This is a genomic window from Streptomyces griseoaurantiacus (assembly GCF_036189845.1).
Taxonomy (GTDB): Bacteria; Actinomycetota; Actinomycetes; order Streptomycetales; family Streptomycetaceae; genus Streptomyces; species Streptomyces griseoaurantiacus.
Window position 1 is genome coordinate 21,925 of the sequence record NZ_CP108327.1, and the last position, 18,711, is coordinate 40,635.

Consider the following 18,711-nt stretch of genomic DNA (forward strand, 5'->3'; position numbering starts at 1 on the left):
CACAGGATCAGACGAAGGCCGCCCCCACATCCGGCGAATCCCCAGGTGAGCGACTCAGTTCGAGACACCGTTCGAGGCCGGAAGTAAAAGAACAAGGTAAGTGCCTGTTTCCGAACCTGGGGGCGGGCAGGGCTAGATGATCTGGGCTGACGGCGCTGACGTGACAGCTCGGCGGGCAGTCTCAGCCCGTTGGCGCCCCGCCCTTCGTTCTGCCATAGGCTCCTGCTCATGGATGGCTCCCGCTCACGCACGGTCCGTCTCGATGCGGCCGGACCCGAGTTGACCCCGCGGACTTTGTCGACCCAGCTGGGCCGTATCAGGAAGGGAAAGCTCAACACTGTCCTGGCGACGGTTACCGCGCTGGAGCCACCACAGCAAGCGATCAATGCGGTCAACGAGTGGTGGAAGATTGATCATGCGCTGGATCGGGGGGCACGCGTCGCAACCAGTGTGGAGCAGATCCGGCAGACCGTGGCGGCGGGCGACCTCGCGGTGGTACTGCACTTTCAGGGATCGGCCCCGCTCGGCGGCCAGGTTGAGATGGTCGACACCTACGCCCGCCTCGGCGTGCGGGTCATCCAGCTGACCTACAACTACGCCGAGCTAGCGGGCGACGGGTGCCTTGAGGTGCGGAACGCCGGGCTGACGGCGTTCGGCCGCAAGATAGTGCACCGAATGCAAACCCTCGGAGTCACCGTCGATCTCTCACACGCCGGCGAACGAACCTCCCTGGAGACGTTGTCCATCGCACAGCGGCCAGTGATCATCTCGCACGGAAACGCCCGTGCAGTCTGCGACTCGCCCCGCAACTTCAGCGACGACGTGATCCGCGCGGTCGCCGCGACCGGGGGCATCGTCGGGTTGTGCGCCTTTCCCACGTTCGTGTCCAGCGACCCCGTGCCGACTCTCGACCAGCTCATCAATCACGCCGTGCATATCAGCGAGCTCGTCGGAGCTCAGCATGTGGGCCTCGGGCTCGACTTCGCCGACGAGGACGAGAACGACTACGACTACTTCGGCTACGACGAGCGCTACTATCCCCGCCCGCCGTGGACCTGGCCGGCTGGTATCTCGTGGTGGGAGGAAGCAGTCAATATCGCCCCCGCGCTGCGCCGGCGCGGCTTCAGTGAAGAGGAGGTTACCGGCATTATGGGCGAGAACTTCATGCGCGCGTTCGAGCAGACCTGGAACGAATGAATCAGCTCTGGGTGACGGTGGTGACCGTCACCGCCGTTTTGATCAGTCCCGTTGCGCTTCACGGGAGTCCGGTTGCCCGCTTCTGCGGGAGTTTCGGCGGGTGATTCGCCTGGTCATGAGGGTGATTGCGGCCCAGGTGATGAGCGCTTCCGAGTGCTGGATGAGCCGTTCGTAGTCGCGTGTGTGTCGACGGGCGTGCATGATCCAGGCGTGTGAGCGTTCGACGACCCAGCGTCGGGGCAGAACGACTAACCCGGAGGCATCCTTCGGGCGGCTGATGGTCTTAATCGTAAGGTTGAGGTAAGTCTTCGCCCAGGTCACGAGCTGCCCGGCATAGGCGGAGTCGGCCCAGACGATGGTGATTTCGGGGTGCATCAGCCGCAGCCGGAACAGCACTTCCTTGGCCGCGTTGCGGTCGGTCATGTCGGCCGGGGTGACCATGACGAACAGGGGCAGGCCCTTGGTGTCCACGACCAGGTGACGCTTGCGGCCGTTGATTTTCTTGCCGGCGTCGTAACCGCGGGAGTCCTTGCCGACGGTGTCGGCGGCCATGATCGACTGGGAGTCGATGACGGTGGCGACCGCTCCGGGAGCCCGGCCCATCTCGCGGCGGATCCGCTTGCGGAGCAGGTCACGGATCTGGCCGACGACGCCACAGGCGACCCAGCGCGCCATGAAGCCGTAACACGTGCGCCAGGGCGGGAAGTCCTTGGGCAGTGCCCGCCACTTGCAGCCGGTGCCCACGACATAGCGGATCGCGTCCACGATCTCCCGGCGGGGATGCTTCTCGGGACGGCCGCCTGCCTTCGTTTCGCAGGCCGGTGTCGGCAACAAGGACTCGATCAGGGCCCATTCGTCGTCCCAGGTGTCAGAGGGATAGCAGCGTCGCCGCGGCAACTTTGCTCCCTCCAAGGACAGGGCGGGGCCGGCCGCGAAGCGGCCAGCCCCGCCGGTCAGGCATCGGTGAAGTCAGCGATGACGTCGAGCGTGGACTCAACCGAGCTGAGCTGGGTGTTGAGGTGCTTGATCCACCGGCCCTTGGGCTGGAGGGCGGAGTGCGGAGCGACCGTCCCGGTGATGAACCGGCGGATCTCGGTGAGCTTCCCGCGGATGACCGCGACCTCATATGCACGGAGCTCGGCGGGGTCGGCGCAGAACTGGTAACCGTCCTTCCTGGTCCAGATCAGGGGCGGCCAGCCGCGTTCGGCGATGGTGTCCCGCAGACAGGCCAGGCCGGAGCGGGTCTGGTGGGGCGACAGCTCGCTGGATCTGACCAGCTGGTTGAAGGTCAGACCGGCCGGGCGGGCCTCGAAGAGCACGAACCGGACGGTGTCGGCGTGTCGCTGGACGGCGGGCGATGATGGCGTCCCGCCTGGTGGTGTAGGGGATCTTTGCGGTTGAGTGCGCGGGTTCTGCTCCCTCGGGTGCACCGTCTGCCGGTGTCTGCTCCCTGCTCAACTGGCAGGCCACCGTGCAACTGTCCGGAGTGAACGGGCAGTTCAACCCCAGGGGGTGCACGGTGGCCTTGTCCCAGCATGACCTACTTCGCCTGCTTGAGTCACTACGTTCGGCCGATGGTCTTGAACTCGTCCGCGAGGTCGCCGAGCGGCTGCTGCAGGAACTGATCGAGGCCGAGGCCACCACGAAGATCGGCGCCGAGTGGGGCGAACACACCGACACCCGCACCACCTGGCGCAATGGGCACCGCGAGAAGACCATGACCACGCAGGCCGGCGACCTGGAACTCGCCATCCCGAAACTGCGGGCCGGAAGCTTCTTCCCCAGCCTCCTCGAGCGCCGGCGGCGCATCGACCAGGCCCTCTACGCGGTCATCATGGAGGCATACGTTCACGGCGTCTCCACCCGCTCCGTCGACGACCTCGTCAAAGCCCTCGGCTCCGACACCGGGATATCCAAGAGCGAGGTCTCCCGGATCTGCGCGGACCTCGACGAACAGCTCGACGCTTTCCGGACCCGCCCGCTGGACCACATCCGCTTCCCCTACCTGTTCCTCGACGCCACCTACGTCAAGGCCCGCGTCGACCACCGCATCGTCTCCCAGGCGATCGTCATCGCCACCGGCGTCACTCAGGACGGCGGCCGCGAAGTCGTCGGCGTCATGGTCGGCGACAGCGAGACCGAAGCCTTCTGGACCCAGTTCCTGCGTCACCTGCGCGAACGCGGCCTGAGTGGCGTCCGCCTGGTCATCTCCGACAGCCACAGCGGCCTGGTCAAAGCAATCCGCAAGGTCATGCTCGGCGCCGCCTGGCAGCGCTGCCGGGTCCACTTCGTCCGCAACGTCTTCGCCGTGATCCCGAAAGGCTCGGCAGAGATGGTCGCCGCGACGATCCGCACGGTCTTCGCCCAGCCCACCGCGGATGCGGTCCGCACCCAGCTCGACACCGTCGCCGACATGCTCGGCCGGCAGTTCCCCAAGGTCAGAGAGATGCTGCTGGAGGCGAAAGAAGACCTGACCGCGTTCGCGGACTTCCCCCACCAGCACTGGAAGAAGATCCAGTCCACGAACCCGCTGGAGCGGCTGAACCGGGAGATCAAACGCCGCACCGACGTCGTCCAGGTCTTCCCCAACCCGCCCGCGGTCCTCCGCCTGGCCACCGCGGTCCTCGCCGAACTCCACGACGAGTGGATCGCCTTCCCCCGCCGCTACCTCTCCAACGAGAGCATGGACGCCCTCTACCTCGATACCCCAACCGCCCTGCCCGCCACGTCAGACGACTGATCGCCTACACCACGACAGGGGACATGACCCCAACATGGATAAAAAGTCATGACTGAAGACTAACCTCGACTGTTCGCGAGGGTAGGTCCGGGGATCAACTTACAGGTTTACGGTGCGAGGTCAGCGCGGCGCACGTCGACATGTTTTTGCTCCGGCAGCCCCAGGAACCCTTAGTTTCTTGAGAGTTCTTGACTCAGCGCCTTTACCTGCTCGATAGCCTCACGAAGGGATTCCAGTCTTGCAATCTGCTCTTCGTCTCCGGCCAGCAGCTTGATTGCAGTTGATGTGATCTCCAGACGTTCCGCTCCGTCCGTGGAGGATCGAATCTTTTCCATGAGCTTTTTGAGGGTTTTCTGGTCTTTCCTTGAAAGGGTGAGTGTAGCGTTAGCTTGTACGTCACGCGTTGTCTTCTTCAGTCGCTCAGTCGTTTCCCGCAGTTGACTTTCCGTGGCGCCTACCTTGCATGACGGCATGTGTTTACCGGGTGGCCCTTTGCACTCGGGGCACCGGCACCCTTGAGAGGGCGAATCGGGGGGTGGTGCCATCGTCATCTATGCCTCCGCGGGACTCGAACTTATTGGTATCCGTAACCTCCTGGAGCAACCACAACTCACAAGTGGGCCGTCGTCACCCCTCTGGGGTATAGGACTTATTCGGCAGGTGGTGTCTTTGCGTTCGCAGCCTCGATCAGTCGGCTGTTCTCGACGATCAAGCGTTGGTTGACGTTACGGAGAGCCGTGAGGTCGGCCTCTGCCCGTTGGCTGGCAGCCAGTGCGGCGTCCCGCTGCCTCCGCAGCTCCTCCAACTCGGCGTCGCATGCTGCTGACAGGCCCAGGCCGTCGCGGGTGCGGGCACCCAATGCTTGGACGCGTAGCACGCGGAGTTGCGACTGCGCCTCAAAACCGGCGCCACCCCGGACGATGTGGATCGTTTCTGGCAGGCATTTCTCCGTCGCTTCGATCTGGAGCACACCTTCCGCTTCGCGAAACAGACCCTGGGCTGGACCACCCCGAAGCTCCGTACTCCCGAGGCGGCGGACCGCTGGACCTGGATCCTGATCGTCGCTCACACCCAGCTCCGGCTCGCCCGACCGCTCGCCGAGGACCTCCGCCGGCCCTGGGAGAAACCCACCGCCTCGGACCGGCTCAGCCCGGCCCGGGTCCGCCGGGGGTTCAGGAACATCCGCGCCCACCTCGCCTGCCCGGCACGCGTTCCCAAACCCCGCGGCGCCGGCCCCGGACGACCACCCGGCGCCAAGAACAGACACCGGGCACCCCGCTACGACGTCGGCAAAACCGTCAAACGCTCCGAGACCCTCAAGGCCATCGGCAAGCCCGGAAGATCTTGGTAGATAAAGAACAAGCTTACGAAAGCGACACCTTGCCGACACTCGTTCCGCCGGAACACACGCCGACGGGACGTCGCCATCACCGCTCGGCGGCCCCTTGAACGCCGAGCAACAGCTGGTGAATAGGAGGAGATCGGTCAGCTCGGGGTCGAGGGAGCGGGCTCGGACGGTGCCCCGGAGGTCTCCTCGGCGAAGGGTGAAGGGGAGTGGGCCACCACGTCGGGCAGCAGAGTGGGGGCAGTCTCCTGGAGGTCGGGGTGGGTGGCGGCGACGTCGCGCAGGAGGCGGGGGAAGGTGACGCGGTCCAGGGCACGGCCGGTGCGGGAGAGGAGCAGGGGACCGGTGGTCTCGGTGGAGTGGGGGGCCTTGTGGGTGCGAACGGGCAAGTACTCGTCCAGCGCCCACACCACCGGCCTGGGGATGCGTTGGGAGCGGGCGACGGCGGAGGCGCTGTTGTTCTTCGCGGGCAGGCGCCAGGTCGGGCCGGCGGCGTTGTCGCGCTGGATGTGCTGGAGCACGACGGCGATGGACTGCCCCGGGCGCAGACCCGCGAGCGTCATGTAGACGGCGAGGCGGGCGCGTTCGGCATGGGGACCGCGGTAACGGTCGGCGGCGGTGCGCAGGGCGTCGGTCTGGAAGCGGGTGAGCGTCTCACGCACGGCCGGCGGGGTCGGTCCGGCGAGCGCGCGCCGGGGCGGGAGGTTCCAACGGGCGGCGCCGAGGTCCTCGGCGCAGTGGGTGTAGAAGGAGCGGACTGCGGAGACCGCGCGGCCGCGGGAGGCGGCCGCCATCGCGCTGCCGTCGAGGTTGGTGAGCCGGGACGCCCAGTCCTGGATGTCCGGGGGCTCGACGTGCCACACGCGGTCGCCGATGTAGGCGAACCAGTCCTGGCGCCACTGGGGTGGGGCGTCGATTCCGGCGAGCAGGAGACCGTAGCGGTACTTCGTGTCCTCGTCCCAGGCGCGACCGCGCACCTCCTGGCCGTCGGGCCGCACGTACACCCCGGAGAGCCAGCCGTGCAGGATCGCGTAGGGGTCCGGGGTCTCGGTCGAGCGGGTCATGAGGTCACTCTAGGAACTCGGTGGGCCGGGGCCTCCCGGGAGGGCGGCAAGGCCATCGCCGCCGGCGCCTTCCGCTCCGCCGAGCTGTCGACCTCTTCCCCATCGCCGAGCTGGAGGTCGCCGAGCGGATCGCGCTCGGCGAGGGCCAGGCGGTGCGGTGCGAGAAGACGGGCCGCCGGGTGCGCAGACAGGCCCCTGGCGAGCAACCGCCGACCTCGGCGGCCGCAGGTCACTGGCCGGGGTGGACGGCCTGGACTCCGGTGCCCGCGTACGCCTTCGGCGTCAGGGTGAGCAGGTACCGACCGCCGGGGTGGGCGGGGGAAGGGCGGGCGGCGTGGATGGCGTGGACGGCGGCGAAGGAGTGCCCGAAGCGCAGCAGCTCGGTGGCGGTGACCGCGGCGTCGGTGTCGAAGGATTCGATCCGGATGAACCGCAATCCCTTGATGTACCCGAGCAGGCCCGGCCGCTCGACGTCACCGGCCGTCAGCGACAGCACCGGCGCGTACAGCTCGCCGAGGCCGCCGGATGCCTGGACGTAGAACGCGGCGACGGCCTCGTTGAACGGATCCTTCGGGTCGTACAGAGCAGCAGCGGTGGTGTGGTCCAGAACAACTGCGATGGCCGCCACTACGCGGCCGCACGCGGGCTGTGCGAGCCGGCGCCCAAGCGCTCGAGCAGCGCCCGGGCCTTGGCCTCGGCCTCCGGGCTCGGCACGCTGCCGAGGGCGGAGGCGAGCTCGGCGCGGGCCAGCTCGGCGCGCTCGGCGTACTCGGCCTGCGTCGGGGTGCCCTGTGCGAGGTCCTCGACCAGGCCGCGGATGGTGGTGCCGTGCTCGGCCGCCAGCTGCGCAAGCCGGTCCCGCGCGGCCGTGCTCACCTTGATGCTCGTCTCGTCTGCTGCCATGCCCGCATCCTACCTCGTTCCTCTACCGTGGGTAGAGGAAACGCTCTCGGGGACGTCGTGCTCCGGCAGTACTGCCCGTAAACCCGCGCCGCCGGCGGGAGGGGCGGCGTGCTGCTCGTCGCCCGTGCGGGACGCGGGTGCTTCACGGTCGTCGAGGCCCTGGTCGCTCGAGGTCTCGCCCACCATGACGAGGAACGCCTCAACCCGGAAGAAGCCGCTTCAAACCCCCACCCCCCCGGCGGAAGCCGTCCTACGTCCCCCAGCAGTCGTTGCCGAGACGCGCACCGGGTCCCGGAGCCGACACCACCCCCGGCCTGCGCCCGACCGCGGCTGCCGGAGTCCCGCAGGACCGCCGCCCGGGCCGGCTCGGCCGGGCGGCGGTCCTGCCGAAACGATCAGGCAGGGCGTCCCACGGACCGCACCTCATTGACGTGACGTACATGAGGTGCGGTCGGTGGACAGGTCAGGTCGCGCGGCGAAGAGGGACGACGACGCTCTCGCCCAGGCGCTTGGGGTCGAGCCGGTAGTACCTGATGTGCCCGATCCGCTCGGTCTCCTCCAGCCAGCCGGCCTCGATGACCTGCTTGCGGGTCCGCGAGAAGACCGGCGCCGCCATGCCGACCAGCTTGGCCAGCTGGGCGGCCGTCTCCAGCACCGCACCGGACCGATCGGTCGGGTGCAGGGCGTACAGCATGACCACGAGCCGTTGGTTGGCCGTCATGCCGGCCGTGGCCTCGAGCAGTTCGAGGTTCGTCTGCTTTTCGTCCTTCACTGGGCCTCCCACCGTGCAAGGGTCGTGGCATCGAAGCCGGGGATGTCCGGCGGGTTGCACGTCTTCACGGCTTCTCGCTGCTCGAGTCCTGTGCCGTGGAAGGCGATGTAGGGACTGATCCGGTAGAAGTTGTAGTTGCCGATACGGCCACGCACGATCAGGATGCGGTGTTTCGCCAGCTTCCTGTTGATTTTACCGACGGCGTCAGCGGACATCCCCACCTTCTTGGCGATGTCCGCACCGGTGGCCCTCAGCGGATCCATGCCTTCGGGGGAGACCCCGATCCACCACAGGACGAGGAACTTCTGGCTGGGCGTGAACGCCTTCGACTCGGTGATCGCCGCCACGCGCGCCTTGTCGACCTGGGTGTGCCTCCCCGAGAAGGCATACGGCGCGTAGGGGACCGACTCACCTGTCTCGGTGTCGACCAGCCTGCGTACTGCTCCCAACGGACCCCCTGGGACGGCGACCTCGTGAACGGTTCAGGAAGACGGCCGTGAGGCCGACCAGATGAACTTAACGTACATGAGCAAAAAGGCAATCAGCCACGCCTGTAGGTCGTGCTCCTGTCCGAACGAGCACGATGCCGACGCCGTCCATCCGACCGTCGAGAACGTCCGAGTCATTGACGTCACGTCAATCTGCACATGTTCTAGGAACTGGGCACCCAGTTCCTAGAACCGTGGTGCCAGTCCCTAGGAACGTGGTCACGGTTCGTAGGAACCGAGTGCCACGACCGAGCGATCTGGGCACTCGGTTCCACCGATCGCCCATGCAGGCTGGGAGAACTGCCTGCCAGTCCGTACGATCGTGGTCAGCGGCGAATCCATGCAGGTCAAAGGCCTAATGGCGGATGCGCTCTCTTCCCTTAACCCTGAGGCCGAAGCAGCGACGGTCACCACGGCATGGGTGGACCTCGAGCACGCCCGGGTGCCCCGCCTCACGTGTTCCTTGGCTGCCGAGGACGGTTCGTCAGGCACTGGTTCATGGCGGACTGTCGAGCGCCGCTCGCACCGGTCCGTGCAGGACCGCCCAGCCCTCCTCCACAGTCCTCTGGACGAAGGCCTTGAAGGAAGGAACGCTTCCTGAACGGCGTTGCCACGGCGCACCCTCCACCTGTCGAACCTCCGGTACTGGCAACCACCTCATTCGACCCGCACCACCGAAAGCCCGCCACGACGATGCCCGCACCCGACCTGGCAGGCGCGCGTGTGCCTCGAACAACCCCTTCCCGGTCTCAGCCACGCCTCTCTCGTTTCCCCGCACGCACGGTCCCGCGGTCGCCAACGGCGAGTAACCGCCCCGTCGGGGCACCGCAAGCCCGCCAGGGCTGAGGAGCTGCCGACCCGGCGCGCGCCCGGGCGCGGAGAGCGCGAAACAGGCAGCGAACGGACCGGCCGGGCAACCGATCGCCTGCACCGAAGTCCGCAGCTCACCCCCGTGTCGCCCTGCTGGAGGCGTTGTTGAAGATGTTCTCGTGGACCGGCGCCGACACCAGGCGTCCACTTCGGTCACCTGCGGTGAGGCCCGGATGAAGGACCTGCACGTGACGATTGCCACGCTGCTGGTCGTGCTCAGCCGCAACGCCGACTGCACTCCGGTCATCGGTGCCGCAGACGCGCGGAAGTACTCCCGCCGCCTGTCCCATGTCAACCGACGTATCTGCGGCTGGCGGGGTGTCGGACTACGAAGGCCACGCTGATCGACTACCAGGCAGCCATTCCGCTCTCGCAGGCGTGGGGTGGCGGCCTGGTCACCTCCGTGGACGGCATGCAGTTCGTCGTCCCCGTGCCGTCGGTGTACGCGCGGCCGAACCCGAAGTACTTCGGGCGCGATCGGCGCCGCTTGGCCCAACATGATCAAGGACCAGGCGCACAGGGCTCGGCGAGAGGTCGTAGTCGGCACTGGCGAAGGCCGCTCAAGTCCTACTGTGTGGAGGGTATCGCCGCCTCTTCGCCTCCTAGGAGGACCAGCCTGTGGATATCGACATTCCCTCGGATGTGCACGACGCTGCCGCCCGGTTGGGGGCCGGCGTCCCCTACGCACTGAAAGTCGTGGCGGCCCAGCTGACCGGCGACCCTGACATGGGTCGGCCCTCGAGTCGGCCCGGTGTCCGCACCGTGACGGTCGACGGCGAATTGTTCGAGGACTGCCCTGCCCTCGCTGTCGACTACGTCCACGAGGCTGAGCGGATCGAAATCCGGTCCGTGAACCTGGCTTCCTCCGCCGAGCCCGCTCTCCTCGCCCAAAGGCAAGAGTTGGTATTCGAGCGGAAGTCGGAGCAGCCTGCCGGTCCTGCCGCTGACGCGATCGCGGAGCGTCAGGTCGCCGACGCATGGCAGCGCATCGAGACCTGGCTGCGCCGGCATGCTCCAGCAACTGTGGAGATACTGCGGCCCGGAGCCTCCGAGGAAGAGATCGCCGATTTTCAGCAGATTCTTGATGTCCGTATACCGGCCGAGCTGAAGGCCTTGTGGCGGCACTGTGCGGGTGTGTCCGCCGAAACGGACAACGACGTCAGTTTCATGCTGGGAAACCGTGCCCTGATGCGCTTCGAGGGGATCGACTGGGTCTATCGCCAGTACATGGAATCACAACAAAGGATCGGAAACGACGAATTCCCGATCTGGCGGCCCGCTTGGATCCCCTTCTGCTCGTACGGCGCTTCGGACTACGCATCGGGTCTGCTGATGGACGCCGAAACAGGAAAAATATGGTACTGGGACCGATATGGGGAGCGTACTCCGGAGTTCGAGTCGCTGACAGTCTATCTGGAGGAAATGGCGGACCTTCTGGAGACTCCCGCACTCAGCGACGGAACAAAGCCAGGGTTGTTGCACGGCGGCCTTGTGTGGGGACCACCGGTAAATGCCGACCAGGCAGCCCAATGGGCCGAGTTCACCGGCTGACCCTGGAAATGCGATGTGTGGGGCCGAACTCATCGGCCCCACACGTCAGGTGAACCTAGCCTATCTTCTTCCAGGCGCAGGTGGTGTTGGCAGTCGTGCAGTGCTCGAATCCGGGATTACTCAGATAGAACGCGTCGTTGTCCAACAGCCGCCACGTAGTGGGCTGGAGCGAATTGAACGGTCCCGTATTCTGGGTGTCCGGTACGCCGGCGCGACCACAGGTCTCCGACCAGGAAGGGCCGTTCACGGCGGTGCGCGTGTCGGCGAAGAGGCCGTAGCCACTGCCGGACTTGTCCACGAAGAGCTGGGCGCATTTGTCGCCAGAGGGCACCTGGTAGGGGCCGCCGGGGAAACCTCCGCTTTCATGCGTGGTGGCCATGGCGAACTCGTCACAGGTTTGCTTGCCCAACGACGCGTCTGTCACGTGCGCTTTCCAGCCGTTGTTACCCGTCGGACACACGATGCTCCTGCTGTCATCTTTTGTCCAAGGAGCTCCGTCGGGCCTTGTGACTGTTGTGTCCTTGCCCAGGTAGTGCAGCGGTTCGTCGCCATATCCGAGTCCGCCCGTTTTGCGCTGCATCAGCCAGTAGTAGGCTCCGGCCGCCGGATACAGGTTCGTGTCGACCGTGTAGGTGGGCGTGAAGTACGGAAGCACGCAGCCGGGCGCTGACGACGGGACTATGTCGTCACAGCGCACCGTGAGTTCCGGGCCGCTCGATCCGTAGTCCGACGTCACCGTCAGATCGGAGACATCAACTTGGCCACGGATGTTCCAATCGAGGGTTATGTTCTCCTTGCCGGTACCGGTCCACTTCGTGGTGACGTTGGCTATCTGCGTGGCATAGGCACCTTCTTCACCGGCCTCCCAACGCCCGTCGTTGGTCCCGCCATTGAGGTCGGTCCAGCGCACAGAGGTAACGTCACAGGCGGAACAGTGGGTCGTGATGGGCCAGTACAGATTGACGCCCAGCAGCGCCGAATCGATGTGGGTCGGCGTGATGAACAACTGCTGGTCGAACTCGGCGAAGTCGCTGCCGCTCTCCCCCTTGTTGCGGTATGCCTTGATGCGCTGTTCGAAGTTGAACGTGGCGATGCCGAGCGGCGGGTCGCTCTCGTCCGTGGACGCGAATATCAGGTTTCCGCTGCCGAGGCTCTTGAGACACGCGTCGGTGCGGGTGATGTAGGAGTGATCGTAAGGCTTGTCCTCACACCAGGGCACCAGGTCGCCTGCCGCAGCGGTCCTGACCGAAGGGCGCATCTTCGCGTCGTTGCTCTTCGCCGGGGTGAACGAGAAACACAGCTTGTGTCCCGCGTCGTCTGCGGAGGAGCATTTCTGCTTTCCGCCGGAGTCGGGAGCCATCAGGTTGCCGCCCGGGTCGGAGCGGAATATCTCCTGCTCTACCTGCGCCACCGAGTCGATGGACGAGGAGGTCTGCGGCGCCGGGAAGGTCACGTAGGGGTCGATGCGGAAGTTCGCCCACGGCGACCAGACGGTCTCGTACAGGCTGCCGTCGTACGCGGAACCGCGGAACGTGTACACGACGCCGGGCTTCAGGATGCCGTACGGCACCGTTACCTTGGCCTCACTGCCCGAGGGTACGTACGGCGAGACCAGCACCCCGTTCGATCCCGACCCGTCGAGGTCGACCGGCGCTTTCGGGGTACCGTCCGCATTCGTGGTGTACACCTGGAACGTTTCGTTCACGGTGTCGCCGTCGGCGTCGGTCACCTTGTTCTTCAGGACCACGTCCGGGGAGACGACCGTCCAGACACTGCCCGACTTGGTGAACCGCGGACCAGCCGACGGGGTTTGACCCGACACCGGCCGCGCACCCCCGGCAACGATGGCTGCCGAATCCTGTGGCCCGGCCGCTCCGACCGCAGCTGGTGACGCGTCGACACCGGGTGCGGGTGGCGTCGGGGCCGCCGCTGCGGTACCGACCCCCAGTCCCGTCAGTAGTACGAGTACGGATCCAACGACAGTGTGCCGCCATGCCGGCGCACGTAAGCGTCTCACGGGGGCAGTTCTCCTTGTGGCGTAGTGAGTTGTACATGCCACGTAAGAGCTCATCACGTTTGCGCAGAAGGGAACAAGATCGCACCTGGCACTTGGCGAGAAGTGATCCACCCGGCGGCCCTGGATGCCGCCACCCCATGGAGTCCCTCCAGGTGCCGATGGGTTCCGCACGCCCGGCTCCCACCGCCGTCCCGGCCTGGGCCAAGCGCCTCGCGGTGCCGAACTCCGAGACCTCGGCCCGTTCGCGCATGGCCATCGACCGGCTGATCGCGCGGCGCGAGGTGCACCTGCGGGAGAAGACCCTGTGGCAGATGCTCTACGAGACCGCCGGGCGCTCGGAGGACATCCTGGGCGTGAACATCCAGGACCTGGACTTCGCCGGCCGCCGCTGCCCGGTCAAGGCAAGGGGGCGGAGTCCAAGTCCCGCCGCCGCGGCCCGGCCCTCGAGGACTTCGTATGGAGACCGTGTACTGGGATGCCGGTACCGCCCGGCCCCTGCCCCGGCTGCTCAAGGGCCGCACCCGCAGGCCGGTGTTCGTCGCCCATCGACGCCCCGGCCCGGGGAAGGCCGTCAGTCCCCGAGACATATGCCCGGACACCGGCTTCGCCCGCGCCCGGCTGTCGTACGGGCAGGCTCGCGCTCTTCGACGAGCACACCGCGCTGCACGGACCGGGCACGGGCTGGGACCTGCACACGAATACCGTCACTTCGGCCTCACCCATCTGGGCGAGGCCGGTGCCGGCCTGCTGATGCTGATGGCCAGGTCGAGACACAAGAGGCCGGAGAACGTCCGCCGCTTCAAGCCCTCGCCTGAGCCCATCGCGGAGATCACGAGTCTCCTTGCACCGGGCGACAGCAGGCGCTGAGTGTGACGCCTGTTATGGGGTGGGGTCGGCCCACAGGTCGGTGCTGTGGGCACCGATGAGAGCGTTGATGTGGGTGAGTACGTCACTGGCCGGCTGCGGGTCGAGTCGGCGTCCGTCACGCAGGCGCAGTGCGACGTGATCGTCCGCGGCCTCCTTGGGGCCGATGACGGCTTGGTAGGGAACCAGGCGGGCCTCTCGGATGCGGGCGCTGAGGCTGCCGCGGTCCGGTCCCGCGATCCGGGCGCGCAGTCCGAGGCGGGTGCAGCGCCCTGCGAGGGCTGCGGCGTTCGGCAGTTCGGTGTCGGAGATCGGGAGGATCACCAGCTGGGTGGGGGCGAGCCAGGCGGGGAAGGCGCCGCCGTGCTGTTCGATGAGGTGGGCGACGGCTCGTTCCACGCTGCCGATGATGCTGCGGTGGACCATGACCGGGCGGTGTCTGTCGCCGTCCGCGCCGATGTAGTGCAGGTCGAATTGCTCGGGCTGGTGGAAGTCGACCTGGACGGTGGACAGGGTGGACTCCCGGCCGGCACTGTCGGTGACCTGGACGTCGATCTTGGGGCCGTAGAACGCGGCCTCTCCCTGGGCCGCCTCGTAGGGCAGGCCGGAGCGGTCCAGGACATCGGTCAGCAGGGCGGTGGAGCGTTGCCACTTCTCGGGTGCGGCGACGTACTTGCCGCCAGGGCCCGGGAGGGAGAGCCGGTACCGGGCGGGGGTGATGCCGAGTGCCTCGTACGCCCGGCGGATCATCTCCAGCGCCGCCTGCGCCTCCTCGGCGACCTGGTCCAGGGTGCCGAAGATGTGCGCGTCGTTGAGCTGGATGGCCCGCACCCGGGTCAGCCCGCCGAGCACGCCCGAGAGTTCGGAGCGGTACATGCCGCACAGTTCGGCCATCCGCAGGGGCAGTTCGCGGTAGCTGTGGGAGCGGGAGCGGTAGATCACCGCGTGATGGGGGCACAGGCTCGGCCGCAGGACGACCTGCTCTCCGCCGAGGTCCATCGGGGGGAACATGTCGTCGCTGTAGTGCGCCCAGTGCCCCGAGAGTTCGTACAGCTCCCGCTTGCCGAGGACCGGTGAGTACACGTGCTGGTAGCCGGCCTGCCGCTCGGCGGTACGGATGTACTCCTCCAGGGTGTGCCTGACGGCCGCGCCGTCGGGCAGCCAGTACGGCAGGCCGGCGCCGATCAGCGGATCGGTGTCGAACAGGCCCAGTTCACGGCCGAGCCTGCGGTGGTCGTGCACGGTGGTCATCGCGGTCTCCCTGCTGGTCGCGGAGCAAGTGACCGGGCCTACGACGAAGCCCCGGGGCACTTGCCCCGGGGCTTCGCATCAGATCATCTGTCAGCGCGCCGGGACACTCTCCGGCGTCGTCGTCATCGCAGCGCGCTTCATGCCACAGACGCTAGCAGGACGCAGTGATGTCCACATGGCCATTTCTCATCAGGAGTGCCCGGGGCACGAGTGATTGCCGCGATGCCTGAATCGACGTCAGGGTTGTCCACCGTTCTGATCGTCCCGGACCTGTGCCACGAGACGCGTCGCCGCGCGCGGGTTCCGGAGCACGCGTAGTCGCGCATCCGGGGCGTGAGCCGTGATCGCCTTGAGGAGAAGCGGTCGGTTCCAACGGCGTCATGACCACAGCCAGAGCCAGAAATCCGCCCGCTTCCGCGAGCGGCGCAGTGCTTGCCAGGTGCAGCGGAGGAAGGAGTAGTCGAGCAGGAGAACGGTGTCGGCTCTGCGGAGGCGGACGTCGAGGACATCGTAGGGGCCGAGATCGCCGTCCATGATCCACTGGTCGGTGCCGGCGAGTTCGCCTTGGACGGCGGCCCACCGGTCAGGGGGAATCGCTTCCAGGTCCGGTCCCCAGAAATGCTTGTCGAGTTCGATGACGGGCAGCCCGGTCGCGGCGCCCAGCCTGGCCGCGAGGGTCGATTTTCCTGCGCCGCCACGGCCGAGGATCACGATGCGCCTCATGGCCGCCATGGTGCCAGACGCCCCGGCCCTTTCGGATCACGCGCCGGCTCCCGCCTCCATCAGGCGGCGGAGGTCTCCTCGCCCTCGGCCAGAACACACCGTTCTCGAACCCCGCGCCCGCCCGGAGCAGGGCGACGAGGAGGGCTCTGCGGATCGCGCGCCGGCGGGCCTGGGCGGAGTCGAGGAGCTGAGGACGATGGCCAGGGCTGCGGCCGGACTGCCGGCGCCGCGGGCGACCTCGGTGCAGAGCTTGACGGTGGTGGAGGTCGATTCGCGATCCCTCTATGAACTTTACGGAACAGACATAAGCCCTGATCCAAAAGCTATGGGTTCGCCAAGGTTCGTACGGACAGTGCGGAGCGTGGCGCGGGGTCGCCCTCCCGGGCTATTTGGTTGAGGTGTCAGTCTGTTCCGTAAAGTTCATTCTCTAATCCTTGATCCTCTGGCTGAGCACTCCGACACCCACTTCTCGTTCGCTCCCTCGCATCATCCGGCCGGGCGTGCTCACTCCCGGGGCAGGTGATCGTCGTGCCCCTGACGATCGACCACGGAGGGCGTACCTTCCCCCCATCGTCCCTTGTGGTCATCGAGTGAGTCCGCCCTCGCGCGGGACAAGGAGGCACGGTCGTGTTCGGCGTGACCAAGAACGACGGACCCTTCGGAGCGGGCCAACGGCAGCAGGTCCGCAACCACTACCTCGTCCACCTCGTCGAGCGTGCCAGGACGGGCGCGGCGTGACCGGACACCCAAGCCGCCCTCTGCTCTTCCTGGATGTCGACGGGCCGCTCCTGCCGTTCGGTGCCGGCCCGCAGCGCGCGCCGGCGGACACCGCACCGCACGCGCACCTGGCACGTCTCGACCCGCGAGTCGGGCCACGGCTCTCGAGGCTGCCGTGCGATCTGGTCTGGGCCACCACCTGGGGAGAGGAGGCCAACACCGAGCTGGCACCCCGGCTCGGTCTGCCGCGGCTGCCGGTCGTGACCTGGCCGGAGCCCACGGCCGCCCACGTACACGAAGACCAGTGGTTCAGGCTCCACTGGAAGACCCGGGCGCTCGTCGCGTGGGCGGACGGACGTCCGTTCGTCTGGGTCGACGACGAGATCACCGACGCCGACCGGGACTGGGTGTCCGCCCACCACCCCGCGCGGACACTCCTCCACCGTGTCATGCCGTCCCGCGGCCTCACCGACGAGGACTTCGCGGTCCTCGCTCAGTGGCTACGGCCGACCTGAGATTCCGCGCGACGGCCCACGGGACGCCCTATCGCGATGGCGGGTCAGGAGATCTTGCGGGCGGACAGCGGGCCGGAGCCGGTGCAGGTCCGCGGTGAGGTGCCCGGCGGCCCGGGCGTACCTCAGTTCGGCGAACCGCTCCGCCCGGCGAGTGGACAGTGGCACCCTTCGCAGGATGAAGATGCAGCCCCCGGAAGACGCCCAGGACCACATTTTGTACTCGTCCGACCGCTTGGACGTTCCGGTCCTCCTCCGTGCGGGGCCTCAGCGCCGCCCGAGCAGGAAACAGTGGGAAGGTGCGGAGCAGCCCTGGCCCGGCGTGACCGGTGTTCCGGCAAACGGCTGGTACCTCGCCACGACCACTTGGCGGCAGATCGTCAAGGCGGCGACCGAGGTCGGCCAGGACATCGATCCCTGGCTCGCTCTCACGCCGAATCTGGCGGTCAACCTCCTGGTGTCCCGCATATCTCCGTTGCACGCCTACCTGTGCCTGAAGACGGTCAAGGCTCCAACTCCCAGTGCGGCCGGGCGCCGCCTGTTCGTCAACGCCCTCCACCGGCACGGAACCGAGCGCAGCGCGCAGACCGCTTTCGGCTACCACCTCGGGATGACGATGGCCCAGTGGATGTGCGCGGGCATGATGGGGCTGGGCCCCACTCAGCACGTGGAAGCGGGTGGCCCCAACGGTGACCCCGGCTTCCTGAACGCATCCACCCAGCTGCCCGACCTGTGGGGCGCTCACCCCGACGGACCGCTGCACTGGCTCATCGAAGCCAAGGCACGACGGCTCCTGGGCCTTTCCGACCTGGAGAAAGGTATGGAACAACTCCAGGGTGGAAGCGCCTTGATGCATGGAAAGTCCCACTTGCAGGTTCTCTGCGGCACGTCCCTGCCCGCGCCCCAGAGGTGGGAGGAGGACCACCTCTTCATGACCGTGGACACGGTGCACGTGCCGGGAACGCCGATGCGCCCCGGAACTAGGACCCCACTTCCCGTGGATCCGGCGGGCAGCGGTTCCGAGGCGCACATCGCGGAGGACGACGATGCGCTGCTTCTGACCACGCGGTCGCAGATGCTGATCTACCGCGCACTCGCCTACGGCGTGGTGGAAGACCTGCGCATCGTCCCGCTCGGCTCCGCCCGCACGGCGCGGTGCGGCAGCGATACGGGGTCCCTCTCGCTCCTAGAGGAGGACGAGGAGACGCAAGCCGTCCGCCTGCGTCTCGCGGACGCCCCTCCTGCCACGGCGAGACAGGTGCGCGACCGGCCGGACGTGGCCGACTTCCTCTCCGGCCGCGTTCCGGGGACCGGGATACATGTGGGCATGTCGCGGCGCCTGTTCGCCGCGTGCCGGCGCCTGGACCCGCTGCAGGCCGAGGCAGCCCGTGAGGGAAGGGAACGCCGGGGTCCGCAACCGGCCGAGCAGGAGCTGTTCTGGGACGACGCGGCGTTGGAAGCAGCGGCCCGTGCCGAGCGCGCGGGTTATGTCGAGCGTCAGCGGCTCACGGATCAGCGTGAAGCCGTCCGGGCGGGCTTCCGCGAAGCGGACGAGTTGTCCTGGAGCACCCTGCTGGGTGGCAGGGAGCCCGCGGTGGAGCGGGGTCGCAGGAGCGTGTGGGAGGGGGCGACCGCGGAGACCTACATCGCGGTCGAGGCCGGTGATCCGGTCCTGCGCGGCGTGCGGGACTGACCAC

General features: G+C 67.3%; 16 protein-coding genes and 3 pseudogenes. 8 read left to right on the top strand and 11 right to left on the bottom strand.

What is annotated here, in order from left to right:
• The first annotated feature begins 228 nt into the window (after positions 1-228).
• Positions 229-1,197 carry a dipeptidase gene (locus OHB09_RS32650; protein WP_328923141.1) on the top strand — a complete coding sequence of 323 codons (969 nt, stop codon included), beginning with the start codon at positions 229-231 and terminating at the stop codon, positions 1,195-1,197.
• Between the two features lie 42 nt (positions 1,198-1,239).
• Here OHB09_RS32650 and OHB09_RS32655 read toward each other — a convergent pair whose 3' ends face one another.
• Positions 1,240-2,094, bottom strand: a complete 855-nt coding sequence (locus OHB09_RS32655; protein WP_328923142.1) for an IS5 family transposase — start codon at positions 2,092-2,094, stop codon at positions 1,240-1,242.
• 56 nt (positions 2,095-2,150) lie between these two features.
• On the bottom strand, positions 2,151-2,516 hold the full coding sequence (locus OHB09_RS32660; RefSeq protein WP_328923143.1) for a RacP protein: 366 nt from the start codon (positions 2,514-2,516) through the stop codon (positions 2,151-2,153).
• 200 nt (positions 2,517-2,716) lie between these two features.
• On the opposite strand from OHB09_RS32660, the gene OHB09_RS32665 reads away from it, so the two are divergent.
• Positions 2,717-3,937, top strand: coding sequence for an IS256 family transposase (locus tag OHB09_RS32665; RefSeq protein WP_328922225.1), 1,221 nt, complete (start codon positions 2,717-2,719; stop codon positions 3,935-3,937).
• A 170-nt stretch (positions 3,938-4,107) separates the two neighbouring features.
• Here OHB09_RS32665 and OHB09_RS32670 read toward each other — a convergent pair whose 3' ends face one another.
• Complete coding sequence (locus OHB09_RS32670; RefSeq protein ID WP_328923144.1) at positions 4,108-4,410, bottom strand: hypothetical protein; 303 nt, start codon at positions 4,408-4,410, stop codon at positions 4,108-4,110.
• 428 nt (positions 4,411-4,838) lie between these two features.
• On the opposite strand from OHB09_RS32670, the pseudogene OHB09_RS32675 reads away from it, so the two are divergent.
• A pseudogene (locus OHB09_RS32675) lies at positions 4,839-5,288 on the top strand (NF041680 family putative transposase); the annotation flags it as partial.
• Positions 5,289-5,422: 134 nt separating this feature from the next.
• Here OHB09_RS32675 and OHB09_RS32680 read toward each other — a convergent pair.
• The 5 genes from OHB09_RS32680 to OHB09_RS32700 form a co-directional block, all read right to left on the bottom strand.
• The gene (locus OHB09_RS32680) at positions 5,423-6,346 is read right to left on the bottom strand and encodes a hypothetical protein (RefSeq protein ID WP_328923145.1); all 924 of its coding nucleotides are present in this window, start codon (positions 6,344-6,346) and stop codon (positions 5,423-5,425) included.
• A gap of 229 nt (positions 6,347-6,575) precedes the next feature.
• Positions 6,576-6,974: a PIN domain-containing protein gene (locus tag OHB09_RS32685; RefSeq protein WP_328923146.1), complete on the bottom strand. Its 399-nt coding sequence runs from the start codon at positions 6,972-6,974 to the stop codon at positions 6,576-6,578.
• A complete protein-coding gene (locus OHB09_RS32690) occupies positions 6,974-7,249 on the bottom strand; it encodes a hypothetical protein (protein WP_328923147.1) in 276 nt (91 codons plus the stop codon). The genes OHB09_RS32685 and OHB09_RS32690 overlap by 1 nt, the downstream gene beginning before the upstream one ends.
• Positions 7,250-7,712: 463 nt before the next feature.
• Entirely contained in the window at positions 7,713-7,970 is a 258-nt protein-coding gene (locus OHB09_RS32695; RefSeq protein WP_328923166.1) for a replication initiation protein, RepL2, read from the bottom strand.
• A gap of 47 nt (positions 7,971-8,017) precedes the next feature.
• Positions 8,018-8,470 carry a MarR family transcriptional regulator gene (locus tag OHB09_RS32700; protein ID WP_328923148.1) on the bottom strand — a complete coding sequence of 151 codons (453 nt, stop codon included), beginning with the start codon at positions 8,468-8,470 and terminating at the stop codon, positions 8,018-8,020.
• Between the two features lie 966 nt (positions 8,471-9,436).
• Between OHB09_RS32700 and OHB09_RS33365 the strand changes: the two are divergent.
• Together OHB09_RS33365 and OHB09_RS32715 are read left to right on the top strand one after the other, a co-directional pair.
• Positions 9,437-9,927: pseudogene (locus OHB09_RS33365) on the top strand (Tn3 family transposase); the annotation flags it as partial.
• Positions 9,928-9,997: 70 nt separating this feature from the next.
• A complete protein-coding gene (locus OHB09_RS32715; RefSeq protein WP_328923150.1) occupies positions 9,998-10,930 on the top strand; it encodes an SMI1/KNR4 family protein in 933 nt (310 codons plus the stop codon).
• Between the two features lie 55 nt (positions 10,931-10,985).
• Here the strand turns inward: OHB09_RS32715 and OHB09_RS32720 are convergent, their stop codons facing one another.
• Complete coding sequence (locus OHB09_RS32720) at positions 10,986-12,677, bottom strand: hypothetical protein (RefSeq protein ID WP_328923151.1); 1,692 nt, start codon at positions 12,675-12,677, stop codon at positions 10,986-10,988.
• A gap of 455 nt (positions 12,678-13,132) precedes the next feature.
• On the opposite strand from OHB09_RS32720, the pseudogene OHB09_RS32725 reads away from it, so the two are divergent.
• Positions 13,133-13,814, top strand: a pseudogene (locus OHB09_RS32725) (site-specific integrase); the annotation flags it as partial.
• A gap of 12 nt (positions 13,815-13,826) precedes the next feature.
• Here OHB09_RS32725 and thrS read toward each other — a convergent pair.
• Together thrS and OHB09_RS32735 are read right to left on the bottom strand one after the other, a co-directional pair.
• Complete coding sequence (gene thrS / locus OHB09_RS32730) at positions 13,827-15,053, bottom strand: threonine--tRNA ligase (RefSeq protein ID WP_328923168.1); 1,227 nt, start codon at positions 15,051-15,053, stop codon at positions 13,827-13,829.
• 387 nt (positions 15,054-15,440) lie between these two features.
• Positions 15,441-15,785 carry a P-loop NTPase family protein gene (locus OHB09_RS32735; protein WP_328923152.1) on the bottom strand — a complete coding sequence of 115 codons (345 nt, stop codon included), beginning with the start codon at positions 15,783-15,785 and terminating at the stop codon, positions 15,441-15,443.
• Between the two features lie 734 nt (positions 15,786-16,519).
• Between OHB09_RS32735 and OHB09_RS32740 the strand changes: the two genes are divergently transcribed.
• Together OHB09_RS32740 and OHB09_RS32745 are read left to right on the top strand one after the other, a co-directional pair.
• Positions 16,520-17,017 carry an HAD domain-containing protein gene (locus OHB09_RS32740; RefSeq protein WP_328923153.1) on the top strand — a complete coding sequence of 166 codons (498 nt, stop codon included), beginning with the start codon at positions 16,520-16,522 and terminating at the stop codon, positions 17,015-17,017.
• 175 nt (positions 17,018-17,192) lie between these two features.
• Positions 17,193-18,707 carry a gamma-glutamyltransferase gene (locus OHB09_RS32745; RefSeq protein ID WP_328923154.1) on the top strand — a complete coding sequence of 505 codons (1,515 nt, stop codon included), beginning with the start codon at positions 17,193-17,195 and terminating at the stop codon, positions 18,705-18,707.
• The last annotated feature ends 4 nt before the right edge of the window (positions 18,708-18,711 follow it).

What these genes read in the sequence shown, in the direction of transcription:
- OHB09_RS32745 (WP_328923154.1), top strand. Translation starts at nt 17,193, where the DNA reads ATGAAGATGCAGCCCCCGGAAGACGCCCAGGACCACATTTTGTACTCG.
- OHB09_RS32735 (WP_328923152.1), bottom strand. Translation starts at nt 15,785, where the DNA reads ATGAGGCGCATCGTGATCCTCGGCCGTGGCGGCGCAGGAAAATCGACC.
- OHB09_RS32650 (WP_328923141.1), top strand. Translation starts at nt 229, where the DNA reads ATGGATGGCTCCCGCTCACGCACGGTCCGTCTCGATGCGGCCGGACCC.
- OHB09_RS32690 (WP_328923147.1), bottom strand. Translation starts at nt 7,249, where the DNA reads ATGGCAGCAGACGAGACGAGCATCAAGGTGAGCACGGCCGCGCGGGAC.
- OHB09_RS32680 (WP_328923145.1), bottom strand. Translation starts at nt 6,346, where the DNA reads ATGACCCGCTCGACCGAGACCCCGGACCCCTACGCGATCCTGCACGGC.
- OHB09_RS32695 (WP_328923166.1), bottom strand. Translation starts at nt 7,970, where the DNA reads ATGACGGCCAACCAACGGCTCGTGGTCATGCTGTACGCCCTGCACCCG.
- OHB09_RS32670 (WP_328923144.1), bottom strand. Translation starts at nt 4,410, where the DNA reads ATGCCGTCATGCAAGGTAGGCGCCACGGAAAGTCAACTGCGGGAAACG.